This is a genomic window from Desulfuromonas thiophila (genome assembly GCF_900101955.1).
GTDB classification, from domain to species: domain Bacteria; phylum Desulfobacterota; class Desulfuromonadia; order Desulfuromonadales; family Desulfuromonadaceae; genus Pseudodesulfuromonas; species Pseudodesulfuromonas thiophila.
This window is the reverse complement of sequence record NZ_FNAQ01000002.1, coordinates 186,705-207,919: the sequence shown is the minus strand read 5'-3', so window position 1 is coordinate 207,919 and position 21,215 is coordinate 186,705. Positions and strand designations below refer to the sequence as shown.

At 57.2% G+C, this 21,215-nt stretch carries 19 protein-coding genes and 1 tRNA gene; all 20 read right to left on the bottom strand.

Features of this window, described 5'->3' with window-relative positions; genetic code table 11:
• Positions 1-5: 5 nt before the first annotated feature.
• The gene (gene dnaB / locus BLR80_RS03280) at positions 6-1,382 is read right to left on the bottom strand and encodes a replicative DNA helicase (protein ID WP_092076242.1); all 1,377 of its coding nucleotides are present in this window, start codon (positions 1,380-1,382) and stop codon (positions 6-8) included.
• A gap of 214 nt (positions 1,383-1,596) precedes the next feature.
• Positions 1,597-2,049 carry a 50S ribosomal protein L9 gene (gene rplI, locus BLR80_RS03275; RefSeq protein WP_092076240.1) on the bottom strand — a complete coding sequence of 151 codons (453 nt, stop codon included), beginning with the start codon at positions 2,047-2,049 and terminating at the stop codon, positions 1,597-1,599.
• Between the two features lie 20 nt (positions 2,050-2,069).
• Positions 2,070-3,029, bottom strand: coding sequence for a DUF2232 domain-containing protein (locus tag BLR80_RS03270; protein ID WP_092076238.1), 960 nt, complete (start codon positions 3,027-3,029; stop codon positions 2,070-2,072).
• Between the two features lie 13 nt (positions 3,030-3,042).
• Complete coding sequence (gene rpsR, locus BLR80_RS03265) at positions 3,043-3,300, bottom strand: 30S ribosomal protein S18 (protein WP_092076236.1); 258 nt, start codon at positions 3,298-3,300, stop codon at positions 3,043-3,045.
• Between the two features lie 50 nt (positions 3,301-3,350).
• On the bottom strand, positions 3,351-3,719 hold the full coding sequence (rpsF, locus tag BLR80_RS03260; protein ID WP_092076234.1) for a 30S ribosomal protein S6: 369 nt from the start codon (positions 3,717-3,719) through the stop codon (positions 3,351-3,353).
• Between the two features lie 531 nt (positions 3,720-4,250).
• Positions 4,251-5,342: a GGDEF domain-containing protein gene (locus BLR80_RS03255; protein WP_092076232.1), complete on the bottom strand. Its 1,092-nt coding sequence runs from the start codon at positions 5,340-5,342 to the stop codon at positions 4,251-4,253.
• Between the two features lie 114 nt (positions 5,343-5,456).
• Complete coding sequence (locus tag BLR80_RS03250) at positions 5,457-5,807, bottom strand: MBL fold metallo-hydrolase (protein WP_092076230.1); 351 nt, start codon at positions 5,805-5,807, stop codon at positions 5,457-5,459.
• 582 nt (positions 5,808-6,389) lie between these two features.
• Positions 6,390-7,484: a redox-regulated ATPase YchF gene (gene ychF, locus BLR80_RS03245; protein ID WP_092076228.1), complete on the bottom strand. Its 1,095-nt coding sequence runs from the start codon at positions 7,482-7,484 to the stop codon at positions 6,390-6,392.
• 74 nt (positions 7,485-7,558) lie between these two features.
• Entirely contained in the window at positions 7,559-9,568 is a 2,010-nt protein-coding gene (locus tag BLR80_RS03240; protein ID WP_092076226.1) for a sodium-translocating pyrophosphatase, read from the bottom strand.
• Positions 9,569-9,606: 38 nt separating this feature from the next.
• Positions 9,607-10,182: an aminoacyl-tRNA hydrolase gene (pth, locus tag BLR80_RS03235; RefSeq protein WP_092076224.1), complete on the bottom strand. Its 576-nt coding sequence runs from the start codon at positions 10,180-10,182 to the stop codon at positions 9,607-9,609.
• A 7-nt stretch (positions 10,183-10,189) separates the two neighbouring features.
• Positions 10,190-10,792, bottom strand: coding sequence for a 50S ribosomal protein L25 (locus tag BLR80_RS03230; RefSeq protein WP_092076222.1), 603 nt, complete (start codon positions 10,790-10,792; stop codon positions 10,190-10,192).
• 95 nt (positions 10,793-10,887) lie between these two features.
• A complete protein-coding gene (locus BLR80_RS03225) occupies positions 10,888-11,826 on the bottom strand; it encodes a ribose-phosphate pyrophosphokinase (RefSeq protein ID WP_092076220.1) in 939 nt (312 codons plus the stop codon).
• A 138-nt stretch (positions 11,827-11,964) separates the two neighbouring features.
• Positions 11,965-12,039 (bottom strand) — tRNA-Gln (locus BLR80_RS03220).
• A 112-nt stretch (positions 12,040-12,151) separates the two neighbouring features.
• On the bottom strand, positions 12,152-13,015 hold the full coding sequence (locus BLR80_RS03215) for a 4-(cytidine 5'-diphospho)-2-C-methyl-D-erythritol kinase (RefSeq protein ID WP_092076219.1): 864 nt from the start codon (positions 13,013-13,015) through the stop codon (positions 12,152-12,154).
• Positions 13,016-13,063: 48 nt separating this feature from the next.
• On the bottom strand, positions 13,064-14,272 hold the full coding sequence (locus BLR80_RS03210) for an EAL and HDOD domain-containing protein (RefSeq protein WP_092076218.1): 1,209 nt from the start codon (positions 14,270-14,272) through the stop codon (positions 13,064-13,066).
• A gap of 75 nt (positions 14,273-14,347) precedes the next feature.
• A complete protein-coding gene (locus BLR80_RS03205) occupies positions 14,348-16,720 on the bottom strand; it encodes a Lon protease family protein (RefSeq protein ID WP_171906292.1) in 2,373 nt (790 codons plus the stop codon).
• Positions 16,721-17,222: 502 nt separating this feature from the next.
• Entirely contained in the window at positions 17,223-17,786 is a 564-nt protein-coding gene (locus BLR80_RS03195) for a ComEA family DNA-binding protein (RefSeq protein WP_092076212.1), read from the bottom strand.
• A 6-nt stretch (positions 17,787-17,792) separates the two neighbouring features.
• Positions 17,793-19,361 (bottom strand): citramalate synthase, encoded by a 1,569-nt coding sequence (cimA, locus tag BLR80_RS03190; RefSeq protein WP_092076210.1) that lies wholly within the window; start codon positions 19,359-19,361, stop codon positions 17,793-17,795.
• A gap of 24 nt (positions 19,362-19,385) precedes the next feature.
• Positions 19,386-20,606: an aspartate kinase gene (locus tag BLR80_RS03185; RefSeq protein WP_092076208.1), complete on the bottom strand. Its 1,221-nt coding sequence runs from the start codon at positions 20,604-20,606 to the stop codon at positions 19,386-19,388.
• A 106-nt stretch (positions 20,607-20,712) separates the two neighbouring features.
• Positions 20,713-21,213 (bottom strand): tRNA (adenosine(37)-N6)-threonylcarbamoyltransferase complex ATPase subunit type 1 TsaE, encoded by a 501-nt coding sequence (gene tsaE / locus BLR80_RS03180; RefSeq protein WP_092076206.1) that lies wholly within the window; start codon positions 21,211-21,213, stop codon positions 20,713-20,715.
• Positions 21,214-21,215: the final 2 nt, after the last annotated feature.

Sequence of the window (21,215 nt, the reverse complement as noted above, 5' to 3'; positions counted from 1 at the left end):
TTCTTTCAGTATTCCGGCTCGCGGCGACTTGACTGGCTTTCAAAGCGGGTGTATTCGCCCCGAAAGGTCAGATGCACGGTGCCAATAGGACCATTTCGCTGTTTGCCGATAATGATTTCAGCGTCGCGCTCGTGATTTTTCTCGCAGGAGCCATCCCGTCGTTTGCAGGCCTCACAATAGACCGATTCGCGGTAGACGAACATGATGACGTCAGCATCCTGCTCAATAGCACCGGATTCGCGCAGGTCAGCCATCACCGGCCGCTTGTCGGTACGGCTTTCCAGCGAACGGTTGAGCTGTGACAACGCCACCACCGGCAGACTCAGTTCCTTTGCCAGCGCCTTGAGCGAACGCGAAATTTCGGAGATTTCCTGCTGGCGGCTTTCGGCGTTATGGCCCTGCATCAACTGCAGATAGTCAACCACCACCAATCCCAGATTGTATTCGGCCTTAAGCCGGCGGGCCTTGGCGCGCAACTCCAGCACACTGATGGCCGGGGTATCGTCGATGAAAATCTGCGCTTCCGACAGCAGCCCGGCACCGTTGGTCAGCTTGGGCCAGTCGGAATCCCCCAGATGGCCGGTACGCAAGCGACTGGCATCCACCCGGGAAACGGAGCAAAGCATACGCTGAACCAGCTGTTCCTTGCTCATCTCCAGTGAGAAGATCAGGGCCGCTGCTGGCCGCTCGGCATGAATGGTGGCATGCTCTACCATGTTGACGCAGAAAGCCGTCTTGCCCATGGACGGCCGGCCGGCAACGATCACCAGATCGCCGGCCTGCAGTCCCGCCGTCATGGTGTCAAGATCGAGAAACCCCGTCGGTACCCCCGTCACCAGCTCCTTGCGTTCATAGAGCTTCTCAATGGCCTTAAAGGTATCCTGCATGATCTCGCGCGTCGAAAAATACGACGGCCGGCTGCGCATGCCGGAAATCTCGAAGATCGATTTTTCCGCCCAGTCGAGGGTTTTCTCAACCTCCTGCCCCTCATAACCACGACGGGCAATCTCGGTCGCCACCTGAATCATATGCCGGGCCACGGACGTCTCTTTGACCAGCCGGGCGTAATAGCTGATATTGGCTGCCGTTGGCACATAATCCACCAGCAGCGCCAGATAGGTGGCCCCTCCGACACTGTCAAGCTGATCGCGCCGTTTCAGCTCAGCGGTCAGAGTCACCAGGTCCGCTGGCTCACTGCGGTCGGACAAGGCGATCAATGCCTGAAAGATCCGTCGATGGCTGTCCCGGTAGAAGTCATCGGGAACAAGAATTTCCAGAGCCCGGTTGAGCGCGTCGTTCTCCAGCAATATGCTGCCGAGGACCGACATTTCCGCTTCAAGGTTCTGTGGCGGCAGCCGCTGGCCACTAGCATTCTCGGACATCATAGGATTCCTCTACAGGCAACAGGCCGACGGATAACAACCCGCAAAAGCTCCGGGTTGATCAAAAAACGATTCTGCCGGTCTCTGCGGCCGAAAGACAACGGCATTCTGCGTACAGCGCCAATCACAGCGAATGCCGCCGCAAAACACAACCGGGCCGCCTGCAGATGCGGGCGGCCCGACGGTGAAAGCTTGGTGAAACAAACAACCGCGATCAGTCCGCGTCCGCCGGATTGACCACAACCTTGATTGTCGCCGTAATGGCACCGGGCAACTTGATGCCAACCTGGTGCTCGCCCAGCAACTTGATGGGCTCATCCAGCTGAATCTTCTTGCGATCAATCTGGATATCGGCAGCCGCCAGTTTGTCACAGATATCGGCACTGGTAACCGAACCAAACAGCTTGCCTTCCTCGCCGGCGCGCAGGCTGAAGACGCAGGGGCAAGCCTCGATACGCGCCTTAATGGCCTCGGAGGTCTGGGCAATCTTCTGCGCCTTACGCTCCAACTGGCGCTTCTGGTGCTCAAATTCCTTCATGTTGCGCATGTCCGCCACAACAGCGAGTCCCCGCGGCAGCAGATAGTTGCGGGCATAGCCCGGCTTGACCTTGGCAATGGTGCCAACCTCACCGAGCCCTTCAATGCTTTCCGTTAAAATGATTTCCATTGCTAACTCCTGAAATAAATCTAACTCGTCTTGACGCGCGGCTTACGAAAATCAAACCAGAGATCGAACACCCCCATGGCCGTAACCAACAGCGGCAAGGGGTTGAAGACGACCACCAGGGTATAGACAAAGGCACGCGACACCAGCGAAAAACCTTTTTTTTGCAAATAATGGCTGATAATAGCCAATCCCTGCAGAAAGTATAGCGGCAACAGCACCACCAGCAGGTTTAAAGCCAACCGCTTGATCTGCGGCTGGGGCAACAGCAGGGCAAAACCCGCCAAAATCAGTAGCCAGATCAAGGATTCGGCCACCCGCAAACGGGTGAACAAAGGGCCATGCAACAACAGCGTCTGAACCCGCCAGGTCAGGGCCAGGGACAAGCTGATCAAATAGATCAGCCCCAGACCAACCACAGCAATGGCCGGAAACGTCTGACGGAAGAAATACGCTGCCTGATCAACCACCTGCAGCAGCTCCAACCGTTGGTCGGCAGACAGCTCGGCTTGCTGATACAGCTGACGGACCAACTCCGCTTGCTGCGTCACATAGTCACCGACCAGCTGATCAACCCGGCCCAGATCAGGGCCGGCGGCCAGCAGCAGCAATCCCGCCAGACCGGCCAGAGACAACAGCACAGCCCCCAGAGTCGCCTGGGGCCAACGGCGGCCCTGGCGCAACAACACCACCAGAAGCAGCGTCGGCCCACCATAGGCAGCGAGGTAGAACAGCATGGCCGGCAGACCGCTGAGTGCTATTTGCAGGGCCATGGCCAACAGCGACACGGCCGCAGCAGCCCTGAGTCCCTGCCGCAATCCCGCCAACAGCAGCGGCAGCGGCATCAGCAAATGCGCAGGCGCAGCCAGAGGACCGACACAGCGCGCCAGCAGTACCAAGGCACAGGCCAACAGCACAAAAACGGGCAGACTCAGATCCCGTGCCGGTGGCGAAGCCAGGCTGTTGGACGCATCAACGGTCATAATCGCGGTCCCGTTATTCGACCGTGCGGTTGGAGGTAAACGACAGCAGAGCAATGTTCCGCGCCCGTTTGATCGCTTCCGTCACCTTGCGTTGATGAATGGCGCAGTTGCCGGAGATCCGCCGCGGCACAATCTTGCCCCGCTCAGAGATGAAATACCGCAGGGTACGCACTTCCTTGTAATCGATTTTCAGGCTGCTGTCGGCACAAAAGCGGCAGCCTTTGCGACGGCCAAAACGACGGCGCGGTGCGCCTTTTTTTGCAAATGACATCGGGTACTCCTTTATCTTTATTCAGTGGGCAACAAAACCCGAACCAGGACTTATTCGGCGTCTTCCTCATCATCATCGTCGGCAACGGCGTCCTCATCAGCGACAACAGCCGTCGGTGCCGACAGATCCAGTTCGCCATCGAGCACTACCGTCTGGAACTTGATGACAGCATCGTCAATGCGCATCCGGCGCTCGAATTCCTTGACCACAGCGTTGCCCGCCTTGTAGTTCATCAGCACATAAGTACCCTGCTCGTGCTTCTTAACCGGATAGGCCAACCGCTTGGTGCCCCACTCGGCACATTTGAGCAGCTCGGCACTTTCCGCCGCCAGCACCCCTTTATACTTCTCCAGCAGGGTGCTGTAGTCGTCGCCGGCCACGCGGGGATCGACAATAAAAATGGTTTCATAGGTACGCATGCGTACACCTCCTCTTGGGTTAACAGCTCCGGACTCCCCCGGAACAAGGAGCGGGAGCCCCCTAAAGGCTCCCGACTTGCGGAACAGCAGTCAATAACATATCGAATCGGCCGAGTCCAGTGATTTCAGACCGACCGGGGGCTGTTAGACGTTGAATAGGAAGAATGGACGAGAAGTCTTGGTTTCTGGCGGGCGCTTTCATAAAGCGGCCCCAAATTACTCGGATAGGGCCAAACTTCTGCGCGTTTGCCGGGCGACCCTGAAAGCTTGATAATTCCGGAAGCAATTGAAAGCCGTACCGTGCTGTTCAACTAAAACCGAAATGTCCCCACCACACAGATAAACTTCACACCACTGAGACTGAGGTCGGTCCGCAATTGTGGACACCATGTTATGGTCAGGCGGCCCCTTGCCGCCTGACGAATTTGCTCCACTAAACTTTCGGGGGGGTGCATAGCCAGACTGGCGTGTTGTCTTTGTCGGCTGCAGAAGTAGTCACTAATGACCAATTCAGGGTCAAAATCACGCAGCCTACACATCAACAACCACCTGATCACGGCCCGAACTTTTGGCCTGATAAAGCAGCTTATCCGCCTGCTGGGTCAGATCCTTAAAGTCGATCCCCCATTCATGCTCAACCAACCCGGCGCTGATGGTGACGCTGGTTTCCTGCTTGATGACCTGCCTGATACGCTCGGCGATGGCCACAGCTTCATTCAATTTCAACCCGACAAACACGATCAAGAATTCTTCCCCGCCGTAGCGTACAGCCAAGTCTTCTGAGCGGATGTTCTGCCTGATCAGGCGGGCGATGGTGGACAGCAGTTCGTCGCCGGCATTGTGCCCGTGGGTATCGTTGTATTTCTTGAAGAAATCAATATCGCTGAGCATGACGCAGAAGGGCCGGTGTATTTCCGTTGTATTTGCCGGTAGCAGGTTGCTGGTGAACTCGTTGAGATGTCTGCGATTCCACAGTCCGGTCAAGTAATCCCGCTTGGAGAGTTCTTCATTCTTTATTTTCAGCTCGATGGTCTCAATCAGGTTGCGGCTGTGAATACGGATGCAGCGGCCCATGATAGCAATAAACACGACACCGAGCAGGCTGATGACCATATGCTGCCAGGCCCCTTCCCAGGCAATCCGCATGAGGGTCGGCATCAGTGTGACGACAAGGTAACTGATAGTTGTTGCTTTTGACGCCATGTACATGGCACTGACGGCGGCGTTGGTGCCGGTGTGCATCAACAGCACATAGATCATGCAGGCCAGGGGCTGCTGCTGGAACGGGAAGAAGATGGTCGCAGCCCAAGGCAACCCTGTCATGCTGATACCGAGGACAAAGTAGCGCTCCCATGTCAGGGCATTGTCAGGGGTAATCAGCTGTTTGGCCAGTCGGCGCTGAAACTCTTTCCACAGCAAAACCCTTAAACAATTGATCCAGACCACCACGGCTGTCCACACCAGCAACAGGGCATGGTCAACATAGGGCCACAAGAAAAGGGGGATAAACAGAATGACCAGAAAGCTGCTTCGCAGACCATTTGAGGCGGCAGCCTGATAGAGCAATTTGACCCGTTCGAAATGAACGGTTTTATGAAACGTCTGGTCATCCAAGCCAGGCATACATGGTCTCCAGGTGTACAGTGCTATTGAGCTGGAAATGGCTGGCGATCGATCACACCACGATCACAGCGATACGACAAGTCACATGGCGCACTGTACGAACCTCGCTGCCACTCAGATCATCCCTGCCCGGCAGCAAAGCGAGAATTTGAGCAATGGCAATGGCTGCCCGGTAAAGAGAGTAGCGGCTTGAACAATCCACCGTGCGGCACTGCCCATGGCAACGGGCGAGCGGCCTGACAAATGATGAAGCAACCCGTAGTGATCAATATGGGGATGTGAAATCACGATGCACCGCAGGTCGTCACCAGCGATTTCGGGCACTAGTTTGGTGTTGGTCGCATCTCCATCAAACAGCAAGCTGAAATCCAGAGCGATGCGGTTGCCCGCTGCTGCCAGCTCGATGCAGGTTCCGCCAATTTGTTGCGTGCCACGGTGAATGCGAACTTTCAAACAGAATTCCATACGAGCTGGTTGATGTTTCCATTATTGCGCCACAAGCGACGCTCAGCGTCGCTTGTGGAAAGCATCATGGTATTCAAATGGCCAGGAGAGAATTTTGGACGCTTTGCAATGGCACTGGGCGATGCTGCGCCTAATTCTTCGCCATCCAAGGCGAATCGATACCGGCAGGATTCGTGATGAACTGGAGCGGCGGGGTTACGACGTAACCCTGCCGCTTGATTCAACGAGGCAACAATAACCTTTCGGCGGTGCTGCCGTTATGCAGTGACCAAAGCAAACCACAAGGCTGCTGGTGGCAGGCCGATGCCAACTTGGTGGAAATTCCCAGCCATGATTCGCAGGCGGCGTTGGTCTTCAAGACGGTTGAGCAACATTTGAAGCTAGCCCTACCGGGATCGTTTCGAATCGAACATCGTCAAGCCATGCCCAAGTATCGCAAACGGGCTCAATCTCCTGTTGCGTAGATGCCCCGTCAAGGCCCTAAGTAGCTTAATACGAGCCGAATCATCGATGCACAACAAACATCTCGTTGCGTAAATCCGGTGCCAACAAGAATCCCCCGGAATCATCCGTTGGGAGGTGTTAAACATTGAAACGGAAATGCATCACATCCCCATCCTGTACCCGGTAGTCCTTGCCTTCCACCCGCAACAACCCCTTTTCACGGGCACCCGCTTCGCCACCACAGGAGATAAAATCGGCATAGGCAATCACCTCCGCCCGAATGAACCCCCGCTCAAAATCTGAGTGAATCACCCCGGCAGCCTGAGGTGCGGTGGCCCCAACGGGGACGGTCCAGGCGCGCACTTCCTTGACACCGGCAGTAAAATAGGTCTGCAACCCGAGCAACTGATAACCGGCCCGAATCATCTGCGCCAAACCAGACTCCTGCAGCCCCATGGCAGCAAGAAACTCGCTCTTTTCCTCTGCCGACAGCTCGGCAATCTCAGCCTCGATCTTGCCACAGATCAGCACCAGTTCGGCCCCTTGGCGACAGGCATAGTCACGCACCGCTGCCACATGGGGATGCTGCCCCTCCAGGTCATCTTCCGCCACATTGGCAACATAGAGGACCGGTTTGAGGGTTATCAGATGGAAATCCCGTGCCAGACGCTGCTGCTCCGGCGCCAGGGCAGCCCGCCGGGCCGGCAAGCCCTCGTTAAGGCAGCGCTCAATCGTCTCAATCACCTCCAGTTCCGCCTGGCTGGCCTTATCGCCACTTTTGGCCTGCTTCTGGATGCGCGTTTTACGCCGTTCGAGACTTTCCAGGTCTGCCAGATTCAGTTCGGTCTGGATCACGTCGATATCCCGCAACGGATCGACACTGCCATCAACATGCACCACGTTGTCATCCTCGAAACAACGCACGATATTGGCGATGGCGTCTACTTGGCGGATATGACCGAGAAACTGGTTTCCCAATCCCTCGCCACGGCTGGCTCCCTTGACCAGACCGGCAATATCGACAAACTCCATGGTCGTCGGCAGTACCTGCCTGGGCTTGACAATCGCCGCCAGCGCGTCGAGTCGTGGGTCCGGCACCGCCACGATGCCGACATTGGGCTCGATGGTACAAAATGGATAATTGGCCGACTCCGCTCCGGCGCTGGTAATAGCATTGAAAATCGTGGACTTGCCGACATTGGGCAATCCGACGATACCGCATTTGAAACCCATAAATAAGCTCTCCAAACACGGATAGCCGGAGCAAATGCCCCGGCTATCCGAAAAAGTGCAAACCTGCCTGCGGATCAGACCAGCAGAGGTGCGATCACCAGCGACACAACACTCATCAACTTGATCAGAATGTTCATCGCCGGACCGGAGGTGTCCTTGAACGGGTCGCCAACGGTATCACCAACGACAGCCGCCTTGTGTGCTTCGCCGCCCTTCTTCTCGCCTTCAAGTGCACCTTTTTCGATGTACTTCTTGGCATTGTCCCAGGCACCACCACCATTGGACATCATCAGGGCCAGCAATACCCCAGCCAGCGTCGCACCGGCCAGCATGCCACCCAGGGCCTGCTTGCCAAGCAAAAAGCCAATCAGCACCGGGGCCACGACAGCAACCACCCCAGGCAGAACCATTTCTTTCAGGGCCGCCTGGGCGGAGATATCGATACACTTTTCCGGCTCAGGCTTGACGCCTTCCTTGCCTTCGAGCAGGCCGGGAATTTCGCGGAACTGGCGACGAATCTCGTCAACCATCTTGCCGGCGGCACGGCCAACGCTGGTCATCGTCAGGGCACCGATAAAGAACGGCAGCGCACCACCAATCAACAGACCAACAACCACGCGCGGCTCAATCAGGTTGATGGCCTCAAGACCAACGGTAGTGGCATAGGCCGAGAACAGCGCCAAGGCGGTCAGGGCCGCCGAACCAATGGCAAAGCCCTTGCCAACGGCAGCAGTGGTATTACCAATCGCGTCGAGGCCATCGGTAATCGTGCGCACCTCCGGACCCAGGCCAGCCATTTCAGAGATGCCGCCAGCGTTGTCGGCAATGGGACCATAGGCATCAACCGTCATGGTCACACCAACGGTTGCCAGCATGCCAACAGCGGCGATACCAATGCCGTACAGGCCGGCAAAGTAGTTGGCGACCAGAATGCCGACGCAAATAACCAGGATCGGAGCGGCGCAGCTTTCCAAACCCACAGCCAAACCACTGATGATGTTGGTGGCCGGACCGGTTTTGCTGGCCTCGGCAATCCGCCGGACCGGCGCTTCGGCGGTATAGTACTCGGTGATCAGGCCGATGGCGATGCCGGCCAGAGAGCCGCCCACCAGCGCCAGGAAGATACCGAATTTCAGGCCCATGATCAGGATAATGAACAGGGAAGCCACCATGAACAGTCCGGCGGCAACGAAGGTCGTCAGACGCAGAGCCGTGGCCGGGTCCTTGTCCTGAAAGCGCTTCATCGAATAGATGCCAACCCCGGAGAAGATCAGGCCGAAAGCGGCCAGCATCAGCGGCAGGGCCATGGCGGCACTCTGCACACCCTCACCCGAGCCCAACTGGGCCAGCAATTCGGGACTGGCAGCAGCAGCGATGGCGATGGTCGCAATGATCGAGCCGACATAGGACTCGAAAATGTCAGCTCCCATACCTGCGGTATCGCCAACGCAGTCACCGACGTTGTCGGCAATAACGCCCGGATTACGCGGATCGTCTTCAGGAATACCGGCTTCGACCTTACCCACCAGGTCAGCACCGACATCGGCTGCCTTGGTGTAGATGCCGCCGCCCACACGGGCAAACAGGGCAATAGACGAAGCGCCCATGGCAAAACCATTGATATAGCGTGCGGTTTCCGGGTTGCCACCAAAATAGGCATAGGCCAAACCAACACCCACCAGGCCCAGCGAAGCCACCGACAGCCCCATGACCGCGCCACCATTATACGACACCTCCAGTGCCCGAGCCTGGCCATGCAGGCGGGCCGCCTCGGTGGTGCGCACGTTGGCGCGGGTAGCCGCCTTCATGCCGATGAAACCACAAACCATTGAGCAAAGCGCGCCACCAAGGAACGCAAACGCCGTCTGCTGTCCCATGCCTGCCAGAATCAGCAGAAACACAACGCCGATAAAGATCGCCAATACCCGATATTCACGCCGCAGAAACGCCATGGCGCCCGCATGAATCGCATCCGAAATCTCTACCATGGTTGCGTTGCCGGCCGGCTCGGCCTTGACCCTGTTGTACAGCACGATTGCGGCGGCAAAACCGACAATCCCCAGAAGTACGGCAAAGTACGCCATAAGATCCTTCCCCCTTTGCTTTCGACTCTCTCGTTGTTTCAGTTACCGATGGAATTCTGCCCGTTAAAGGCACACATGGCCCGCGCCACCCCCATGTCAACGATGGCCTCAATAGCCTCGCTGGCACGTTGCAGCAGGGGCACTACCTGTTGTTTCTGCTCTGCTGTGAAAGCCCGCAGCACATAGGCAACCACTTCCTCGCCTTCGCCGGGCCGACCGATGCCCAGCCGCAAACGAAGGAAATCACTGGTGCCAAGCACCTTTATGATATGCCGCAATCCGTTATGACCACCATGACCGCCACCCTGCTTGATTCGCAGCTGACCGAACGGCAGATCCAGATCATCATGAACCACCAGCAGCTGACCCGGATCACAGCCAAAGGCCTTGCAGGCCGATGCCACACTGGCGCCACTCAGATTCATGAAGGTCTGCGGTTTGAGCAATATCACGGGTTCAGCCTGCCGACGGCCCTGCCCCCAGAAAGCCTGGTGCCCCTTTTTGTTCAGTGACAGCTGCCAGCGCTCGCCCAGCTGGTCCACGACCATAAAGCCAATGTTATGACGTGTCTGGGCATAACGGTCGCCGGGATTTCCCAGGCCAACAATCAGCATGACGCCTCTAGTCTTCCGAGGTCTCGCTGCCTTCTTCGACGTCGTCTGACGGCTTGTGGCCAACCACCGTAATCACGGTAAAGTTGACATCGTGCACCAGTTCGACCCCTTCGGGTGCCTTGATATCCTCGATATGGACAACATCGCCGATTTCCAATTGTGCCACCGGAACATCAATACTGCTGGGCACCTGGGTGGGCAGACAGTAAACCTCAAGCTCCTTGCGGATCAGTTCCAGGGTGCCGCCTTCCTTCTCGCCCTTGGAGCGACCTTCCACCATGACCGGCACCATAAATGCCTGCTTGCGGCTCATGTCAATCGCCTGAAAATCAACATGCTCCGGCGTACGCCGCAGCGGATGAAGCTGCATGTCCTTCACGACAGCCAGACGACCAGCAAACGCTCCTTCGCCTCGCAGGGTCAGCAGCGTATTCCAACCGGCATCGGTTGCAAGGGCCTTCTGCAGCGCCTTCGGCTCTACGGTAACGGCGCAGGGCGACATGTCGGCGCCATAGACCACGCCTGGGACCAGCCCGGCACGACGGGCGCTGCGCGCACCACCCTTGCCCAGGCGCTCACGATTCGACAGATTCAGTTCAGCTTGTGCCATTGTGTGTAATCCTCCATAGGGCAACGCGACAGCCGTTGATCTAAACGACCAGGGAAATTTGTGACAGAACAATACGATCCCGGCAATCGCCGGGCTTAGACAAACAGCGAACTGACCGACTCATCCGAATGAATCCGCCGGATGGCTTCAGCCAGGATATTCGATACCGGCAACTGCCGCAGCCGTGGGCAACGACCGACCTTGTCCTTGCAGCAGATGGTGTCGGTCACAACCACTTCCTGCAGACAGCTGGCCTCAATGCGGTCGAGAGCCGGGCCCGACAGCACAGCATGAGTTGCGTAGGCATAAACCTCGCGTGCGCCCTGCTCTTTGAGTGCTTCGGCCGCATGGCACAATGTGCCGGCGGTATCAATCATGTCATCGACGATAATGCAGATCTGATCACGCACATCACCAATGATATGCATCACTTCGGAAACATTCGGCCCACTGCGGCGTTTATCGATAATGGCAAGACCCGCATCAAGGCGCTTGGCAAAGGCCCGCGCCCGCTCGGTCCCGCCAGCATCCGGCGACACCACAACGACACGCTGCCGGAACCGTTGCTGAATATCATCAAGCAGCACTGGGGCGGCATACAGATGATCAACCGGAATATCAAAAAAACCCTGAATCTGACCCGCATGCAGATCCATGGTCACCACCCGATTGACGCCGGCGACAGAGATCAGATCGGCCACCAGCTTGCTGGTAATCGGCGTACGTGGCGCCACCTTGCGATCCTGTCGGGCGTAGCCAAAATAGGGAATAACGGCAGTGATGCTTTCTGCCGAAGCCCGCTTGAGAGCATCGACCATTACCAGCAGTTCCATCAGGGTATTGTTGCTCGGCGCGCTGGTCGACTGCACGACATAAACATCTCGACCACGCACGTTCTCGCCAATTTCGACCATGATTTCGCCATCGGAAAAGGTCTTGACGTTGGCGGCCCCAAGGGGCAGGGACAGATCAGCACAGATTTCCTGCGCCAGGGAACGGTTGGAATTGCCGGCAAAAATCTTAAACTTGTTCACGGGCGATCCTGAATAACAGCAGATAAAAACAAGGAAGCCACCCACAACGCAGGCGGCGCAACAAAGACGGCGAACAACAAAAGCCCCCCGAAGCACGCCGCGGCTACGACAGGACGACCTCTGTGCTTGGGCAGGCGATGGCTGGGGCGCCAGGATTCGAACCTGGGAATGCCGGAATCAAAATCCGGTGCCTTACCGCTTGGCGACGCCCCATCGGAACAACTCTACAGGATGCGACAGCAACCCCCTGCGCACCCGGCGCTGCCTGTCGTGGGGGGGGTTATACAACACCCGCCGCGCTACTGCAAACAAAAAAACCGCCGTGTCAGGCCGGCGCCGGCAGCAACGCCGGGACATCCACCAGCCCCTCAGCAACCGCCAGCCACCACCCCGGGGCCAGCGCCAGGCGTGCTGCCAATTGCCGCGCTGCTACTTCGCTATCACACAGCGCGAACAGCGTCGCACCGCTACCGGACAGCAAAACAGCTTCAGCGCCAGCAGCGTGCAAAGCCGCCGCAGCCTGTTCAATTGCCGGTGCCAAACCCTGCGCCGGCAGTTGCAGATCGTTGTGCAGCAAGCCAGCCAACTCGGCAGTGCGGGTAAAATGCAGGCGCCGCATCGGCGCTGTCGAATAATGCCGCACCTGACCATAGACCTGTGCCGTACTCAGAGCAACGCCGGGATTGAGCAAAACGTACCAGCAGTTGGGCAGCCCCCGCAGCGGCTGAAGGCGCTCACCAATGCCCAGCGCCCAGGCCGGCTGTCCCTGCAGGAAAAAAGGCACGTCAGCGCCGAGACGCAACCCCAGCGCCATGAGCTGCTCCTGCGCCAACGGCACATTCAGCTGTTGCCGCAAGGCCAACAACACCGTCGCGGCATCGGAAGATCCCCCTCCCAGACCGGCGGCCACGGGAATCCGCTTATGGAGAACAATCCGCACGCCAGGCGGATCACTCAGCTGATCAAGCAGCAGTCGAGCAGCCCGCTCCGCCAGATTACATCCTCCCGGCGGCAACACAACCCCGGCGCACTCCAGTTCAACTCCCGACCCGGCCGTCAGCTCGATTTCGATAAGATCATAAAGACCTATGCGCTGCATCAGCATGCACAGCTGATGATAGCCATCTGCCTGCCGCGACAACACATGCAGACACAGATTCACCTTGGCAGCCGCCCGGTAGATCGCCATTCGTTCCCCCTTTTTCAGCAGCACTGTCGCTGTGGACTCTCCCAAGGTTTAAGACAAGCTCTCAAGAGCCGTTCGCGACCAGTCCAGTGCCACAAGATACGACTCGGCCACCTGCCGTTCCTTCCTCCCTCCCCGCTCCAACCGATCCCAGCGGCCCTGCTCGTAATCCTCCACCAGCCGCAAGGTCTGCCCCAGCACCCCTTCGCGCTGCAGCAGGGCAGCGCGCACCTCGGCCGCCAAGGGCAAGTGCTGCAGCACCTCGGCCATGGGCACATCCAGCAAACTGTCCAACAAAGAGAACAGACCCACGGTAAAAAAAACGCCCCGTCGATCATTACTGTCCTGATCGCTGAGCAACTCACACATCTTGGCCCGCACCAACGACATTGTCATCAGCTCACGCGGTTTTTCATCCACCGAGCCGATCGCAACAATGCAGGCCCAGTTGCGAATGTGTTGCAACCCCAGATAGACGATCGCCTGGCGAATCGAGCGCACCTCACTGACCAGACTGTAATAACTCGAATTGATCTGGCGCAGCAGCTTGACACTCAGGTGAACATCGGTTTCGATGATCTGCTGCAGCGTTTCCAGATCGATATCCGGCCGCTGCAACTCGGTCATCAGCCGCAGCATGGCCATGCGACTCGGTGGCAGCTTGCGACCGGCCACAACCTGAGGCCGGCTGAAAAAAAAGCCCTGAAAATAATCAAAGCCCAGGCGCCGACAATAAATATAATCGTCGTAGCTTTCAACCTTTTCGGCCAGCAGCTTGACAGCCTTGATCTTGCGCAGACGATGAACCTGGGAAGCGATCTGGGCGCGGCTGAGTACCAGAATGTCGATTTTGACAATATCAGCCAGTTCCACCAATGGCGCGAGCCCCTCGCTCAAGACAAAATCATCCAGTGCAATGATATGACCACCACGGGCCAGCCGACGAATGGCCTCAAGCACCACGGGTTCGGGGCTGACGGTTTCCAGCACCTCGACCACCAGCTGGCTGGTAGCAAACGGCAGCGAAGCCCCCTGCAGCAGGAAGCCGCGAGTAAAATTGCAGAACGCCTTATGCGCCCCGACCAGCCGGTCGAGGCCGACCTCAACCAGTGAATTGATTACCACCTCTGAACTGGCAGCCTCCACATCGGCGATCACGGCTCGATCCATATCGCGGGCATGACGGTACAGCAGTTCATAGGCATAAACCCGCAACTGGCGATCAAAGATGGGCTGGCGTCCAATAAAAATGTCCCGCATACCTTTTCCACAGCTTCGGGGTCGCGATCCTCGCAACACGTTGTGACCCGTTATTATCAGTCGTGATCCGGTCTTTTAATCGTCGGCGGACAACCACGGAGCCTGAGCACGCAACAGGGCAGAGAAATCCTCCAGACAGGCAGCAACCCGTTGCTCAACCTCCGTTGCGGCCAAGGCAAACAGCAGCGGCATGCCGGCCTCGACGTTGTCGATGGCCCAGACATGAAAACGGCTGTTACGGCAGGCGTCAACCACCTCCGGATCAAGCATCAGGTGTTGCACGTTCGCCGCTGGAATCAGCACGCCCTGCTCGCCGGTAAGACCACGCAGCTGGCAAAGCGCAAAAAAACCCTCGATCTTCTCATTCACTCCACCAATGGCCTGGACCTGACCATACTGGTTGACCGAACCGGTAACGGCCACATCCTGCCGCAACGGCAGTTCAGCCAAAGCCGACAGCAGAGCGTAGAGCTCTGCCAACGAAGCACTGTCGCCATCGACAATGCCATACGACTGCTCAAAGCAGAGCGATGCCCGGAAGGCCACCGGCTGACGACGAGCGAAACGCTGAGCAAAAAAGCCACTCAGAATGAAAACGCCTTTGTCGTGGCTGGCCGCCGACAACTGGCTTTCTCGTTCAATGTTGATCAGGCTGCTGCGCCCCGCAGCAACGGTAGCGCTGATGCGGGCCGGCAGGCCAAAAGCATATTCACCATACTGATAGACCGCCAGACCGTTGATTCGGCCAACGCTGTGCCCCTGGGTTTCCAGCAGCAGCACCTCGCTTTCCATCAGGCCGCGCAGCACCTCTTCCAGCCGGTTTCCCCGATAGCGTTGTGCCGCCACCGCCAGCTGCACCTGCTCGGCGGCAACGTGCGACTGCTGCTGACGCCGGGCATACCAGGCGGCTTCCTGCACCAGATCGGCCAGATCGAGAAAGCGGCTGGTCAGACGGTTCTGATCCTGGGCCAACCGAACCGCCTGCTCAATAAAGGCGGCCACCCCCGTGCGATCAAAAGGCGGCAAATCGTGCTTATGGCACTGGGTTGCAATAAAACGAGCATAATCGGCAACCCGATCCCAAGTATTCTTCATGCTGTCATCGAAATCAGCCTTGACCTTGAAATAGCGCCGAAAATCCTTGTCCTGGGCATAGAGCAGCTCATACAGCGGCTCATCTCCAATAAGAATAATCTTGCAGCGCAGGGCGACAGGTTCAGGTTTAAGCGATGCCATCGCGAGTATCCGACTCTGCTCAGCCATGTCTTCGATGCGGATCTGTTTGTTACGAATACTGCGCTTGAGCGCCTCATAAGCAAACTCGTTAAGCAACAGATCGCGCGCATCCAGCACCAGATAACCGCCATTGGCGCGGTGCAGCGCGCCGGCCTTCAGTCGCATGAAGCTGGTGACGGCGTTGCCCTGATGCATGCCATACTCAATACGGCCAAACAGATTGAAGTAGGTCGGATTGGTCTCAAACACCACCGGCGCTCCAGCGCAGGCCGCATTATTGACCAGCAGATTGATCTGATAGCGATCCCAGAAGCGTTCCTCACCACCATCAAGCACATCAACGACCTCTTCGACGGCGGTCTCAGGACGCAACAGATCCAGATGTGCCGTCAAATCCGCCTGACAGCGCTGCAGATGTTCTGTCACCCAAGGGTGGTCGGCAAAATCCTGGCGCAATTGGGCAAACTGCTCCTGCGCCACCTGCGACGCGCGCTGCCTCTCCATTTCCGCCAGTGCCACCCGGGCCTGCAGATCGATATCGCGCACCGCCGTCAGAGCCTCATTGAGCTGACGCTGCAACGTCGCCCCCTTCTGATCGATGCTCCGCTGATCCTCCTCCGACAGCGCATCATAGGTCGACTGGCTCAACGGCTGGCCCTGCCGCGCCGGCACCAGCACCAGGCCACTGACACTGCGCTGCAGCACAAAACCATTGCGCAATGCCTTTTTTTCCAGCTGTTCAAACACCTTACGATGTTTTTTCTGGAACCGGGCTGTGATCTGGGCCTTACTCTCTTCGTATTCCTTGCCGGTAAAAATCTTCGGGATCTCTTCGGCCAGACGCCGTACCGCAGCCGCCAGGGCCTCCTGCAGGCGATGTCCCACCCCGGCTGGCAAGGAAAAACTGCGCGGCCTGGCACCCCCTTCAAGATCATGGACATAACACCAGTCCACAGGCGACGGCTGTGTCGCCGCCATCTGCGTCAACAGGTGGCGGATAGCCGATGAACGTCCTGTCCCGCTGGAACCTACCAGAAACAGATTGAACCCATCCGCCTCCATGCCCAGTGCAAACTCAATGGCGGTTCGGGCGCGCTCCTGGCCGATCGGCTCATGCAGCAGTTCCAGCGCGGTCGTATCCTCAAATTCAAACTGCTGCGGGCAACAACGCCATCGGAGTTGTTCAACAGGCAGCGCTATCAGTTCAGCCATAGGCGGGGCCTCTCCGGTTAGAGGACTCTGTTTTTCCATCGCTCTATCATAGCGCGGACAGCGCCGGAACAGAAGCCTTGATCCATAACCAGATAACGCATCCGAACGCAAAAAAGGCCAGCTGTGCACTGGCCTTTGCGTTCGGACAATTATGCAACGGCACCAAGGCGCCGAACGGGTGTCACCCCAAATAGTGATTGTTGTTGCGCGCCCGGTTAGCGACGATGGTCGAATCCAGCAATTCACCGCAGCAACTGCATTTCCACGCCTGGAACGAACGAACAAAATCGAAATACTTCTCTGAATACATCCGACCTTTGCATTTAGGGCACTTCATGATCTCCTCCTTCACCAATCAGGGCAAGATGCTGTGCACAAATCATGGTTTGCGGATTATTCACAAAAAATGCCAATCCTGTCTGTCCGCAGAAAATGTCATCCATCCCGTAACGATTATTTCATCAAACCCGTCGGCCAGGCGATCAAACCTGCTAAAATTCCATCAGTTGGCCAGATTGCCATCGGTAGCGAAAAAAGGCGCCAGCCGTTCCAGTGTGCGTGGACCGATACCGGGAACCCGCTTCAAGCAGTGGAAGGCGGAGAAATCGCCATTTTCATGACGGTCGTTTTCAATACGCTGAGCGAGCCTTGGTCCGACACCGGGTAGATCCGGCCAGTCAGACAATCCCATGGCGTCCGGTTCCAGAGCGATAGCCAGTGCCATGCGCTGACCGGCGCGTAACCAGTCACGATCATGCTGCCTGTAAAAACAGCCTGTTTGCGGATCATAACGCAAGGCGGCGGCCGATGGCCAATCCTGCAGCTGTCGAATCAAGCGCCCAGAGCAGAGAGAAAGATCGTTCGCCAGCAAATTGACGCCACTCGCAGAGGAGACGTCATAGACATGACGGCCCTTGGGACCCTCTACCTCGACCCAGCGGTGAGAAACGCTGGGCTCAGACGAAAAAAACCCGACCGGCGCAATCGCGACCGGCCGGGTCAGACAAATAAGAACCAAGCAGGCCAGCAACAGCAGCAGACTGCCGGGGCGGCGCAGCAGGCGCATGGGCGCTCAGGCCATATCCTTATTCAGTTTATATTGAAAAGCGTCCGTCAACGCATGGTACGAGGCATCAATAATGTTGTCACTGACACCAACCGTGCCCCAGCGATTGAGACCATCACCAGATTCGATCAGCACCCGTGTCACCGATGCAGTGCCCTTGCCAGCCGGCAACACCCGCACCTTGTAGTCGTACAAACGCATTTCGCGCAGCTGGGGATAGAAATGCTCCAAGGCCTTGCGCAAGGCATTATCGAGAGCATTGACTGGCCCCTCGCCCTCCGCCGCGGTATGCTCGATCCGGCCACCGACCTTGATCTTGACCGTGGCCTCCGACAGAGGCTTGTCACCTTCCTTTTGCTTGGTATCGATGACACGGAAACCAATTACCGAGAAGAAATTGCGCAGATTGCCAAGAGCCTTGCGCATCAGCAGTTCAAATGAGGCCTCAGCGCCTTCAAACTGATAACCCTGGTTTTCAAGTTCCTTGATCTGCTCAAGAATTTCCAGGGTCAGCGGATCCTTGCTGTCGAGATTGATATTAAACTGCTCGGCCTTGGCCAGAATGTTGGCGCGACCCGACAGATCCGATACCAGTACCCGTGTGGCATTGCCGACCTGCTCCGGCCGGATATGTTCATAGGTCTCCGGATGGCGCTGGATGGCCGAGACATGCACCCCGCCCTTGTGGGCAAAGGCCGAGTTGCCAACATAGGGCTGATGTTTGTTGGGCACCAGATTGGCCAGTTCGTAAACATGTCGTGAAACCAGCCGCAGGCTGCGCAGCTGCTCGTCGCTGACACCGTCGCAATTCATCTTCAGCTTCAGCGCCGGGATAACAGAGCACAGGTTGGCATTGCCACAGCGCTCACCAAAGCCATTGAGAGTACCCTGGACATGCACGGCACCGCAAGCCACCGCCATCAGCGAATTGGCTACAGCACATTCACTGTCGTTGTGGGCGTGAATACCCAGCGGCGTCTGAATCTGCGCCTGCACCGCCTTGATGATCTCCGGCAATTCGTGCGGCAGTGTGCCGCCATTGGTGTCACACAGGACAATGCAGTCCACCCCGGCCTGCTGAGCTGTCAGAAGCGTTTTCAGTGCATATTCAGGATTGGCCTTGTAACCATCAAAGAAATGTTCGGCATCGTAGATCACCTCGCCAACATTCTGCTTGAGATAGGCCAGCGAATCGTAGATCAGCTCCAGATTTTCTTCCAGCGAGATGCGCAACGCTTCGTGAACATGAAAATCCCAGGTCTTGCCAAAGATGGTCACAACGTCGGGTGCTGCCTGCAACAGCGTCTGAATGTTGTTATCCTGCTCCGGCGTGGTTTTGGCCCGCCGGGTCGAGCCGAAGGCCGCTATCTTGGCCTGGGAGAGCCTGACGTTCTTGATCTCCTGAAAAAACGCGATGTCCTTCGGGTTCGAGCCAGGCCAGCCACCTTCAATATAATGCACCCCCAGTTCATCAAGCTTCTGGGCAATGCGAATCTTGTCGCTGACTAAAAAGGAGATATCCTCGGCCTGGGTACCATCCCGCAGGGTCGTGTCATACAGCATTACCGACTTCATCAGTTCTCTCCTGTGGCTCGCCGATCAGCTGGCGTTGCCCAAACCAAAGGCATCGTGCAGCACTCGCACCGCCAGTTCGGTATATTTGTCCTCAATGACGCAGGAAATTTTGATTTCACTGGTGGAAATCATCAGGATGTTGACGCCTTCGGCACTCAAGGCATTAAACATCTTGCTGGCCACGCCGGAATGGGAGCGCATACCGACACCGACGATCGAAACCTTGGCGACCTTATCATCCGAGGTCACACCGGCAGCACCAATACCCTGCGCCGCTTCCTCAATAATCTTGAGAGCCTTTTTCAGGTCGGTACGAGGCACGGTAAAAGTCAGGTCGGTCATGCCCTGGGTGGACACATTCTGAATGATCATGTCGACGCTGATGTTGGCTTCAGACAGCGGGGAGAAAATCCTGGCAGCGATACCGGGCTTGTCGGGTACCCGCATCACGGAAATCTTCGCTTCGTCCTTGTTGTAGGTCACACCTGAAACCAGTACGGTCTCCATCTCTGCATCCTCCTTCATCACCAGCGTGCCGGGATTGTCGTTAAAACTGGAACGAACATGAATAACCACATCGTATTTCTTGGCGAATTCGACCGAGCGGATCTGCAGCACCTTGGCCCCCAGCGAAGCCATTTCGAGCATTTCCTCGTAGGAGATCTTCTCGATCTTGCTGGCATCACTGACAATGCGCGGGTCGGTGGTGTAGACGCCATCGACATCGGTGTAGATCTCGCAGACATCTGCCTTGAGTCCGGCTGCCACAGCTACCGCCGAGGTATCGCTACCACCTCGGCCAAGGGTGGTGATGTTGCCCTCACTGTCCACGCCCTGAAAACCGGCCACCACCACAATGGTGCCGCCCTTGAGATCCTCGCGAATGTTCTCCTCGCCGATTTCAAGAATGCGAGCACGCGAAAAGGCGCTATCGGTCTTGATGGGAATCTGAGGGCCAAGATAACTCTTGGCTTTATAGCCCATGGACTGCAGACACATGGATAGCAGCGCGATGGTCACCTGCTCACCGGTGGAGACCAGCACATCATACTCGCGCTCGTTAGGAAACTCGCACATCGCGTTGGCCAGATCGACCAGCTTGTTGGTTTCACCCGCCATGGCGGAAACGATCACCACAACGTCGTTTCCTTCATCATAGGTGCGTGCCACCCGCTGGGCGACATTACGAATCTTTTCAATTGTTCCGACGGATGTTCCACCGTATTTCTGTACGACCAGAGCCATTGTTGAAGGTCCTCCCTGAAGGCTTATCCGCTAACCTCCCGCAGCAGCGCGGCCGGCGGGCGGCACAGCAGGTTGTAACAAGATTTGAAAACGCGGTCAAAGCATTTTATCGGTCGGGCGGCACCAACCCGGCCAGCGTCCGGATTCGGTGACATAAAACGGCATGTTGCTGTTGAAAGAGGGTATCGGCAAAAAAAGACAGCTCACGACTTTCGGACTCCAGCCAGCGCAACTGAATACGCAAAGCATCCTTTTGCAGACGTGGATCACGATCAGGCCATTCAACCAGAGAAACGCCGTTTGCATAAAGAAACTCATCAAAGCCGAGGTCTTCAAGTTCCTCCGCGCCGGCCAGACGATACAGATCAAAATGATACAGCGGCAGCCGCCCCTGATAGCTGTTCATCAGGGTATAGGTCGGGCTGGCCACCGGCTGCTGGGGCGGCACGCCCAAGCCGCGAGCCAGCGCTGTTGCCAGACAGGTTTTACCGCAACCGAGATCCCCTTGCAGCAGAATCCGGCAGGGCGCGTCCAGCCACTGACCGAGCTGCCAGCCAATCTGTCCGGTCTGCGCCGGGCTGTTGCTGACAAGACAGCAGAGCCGCACCC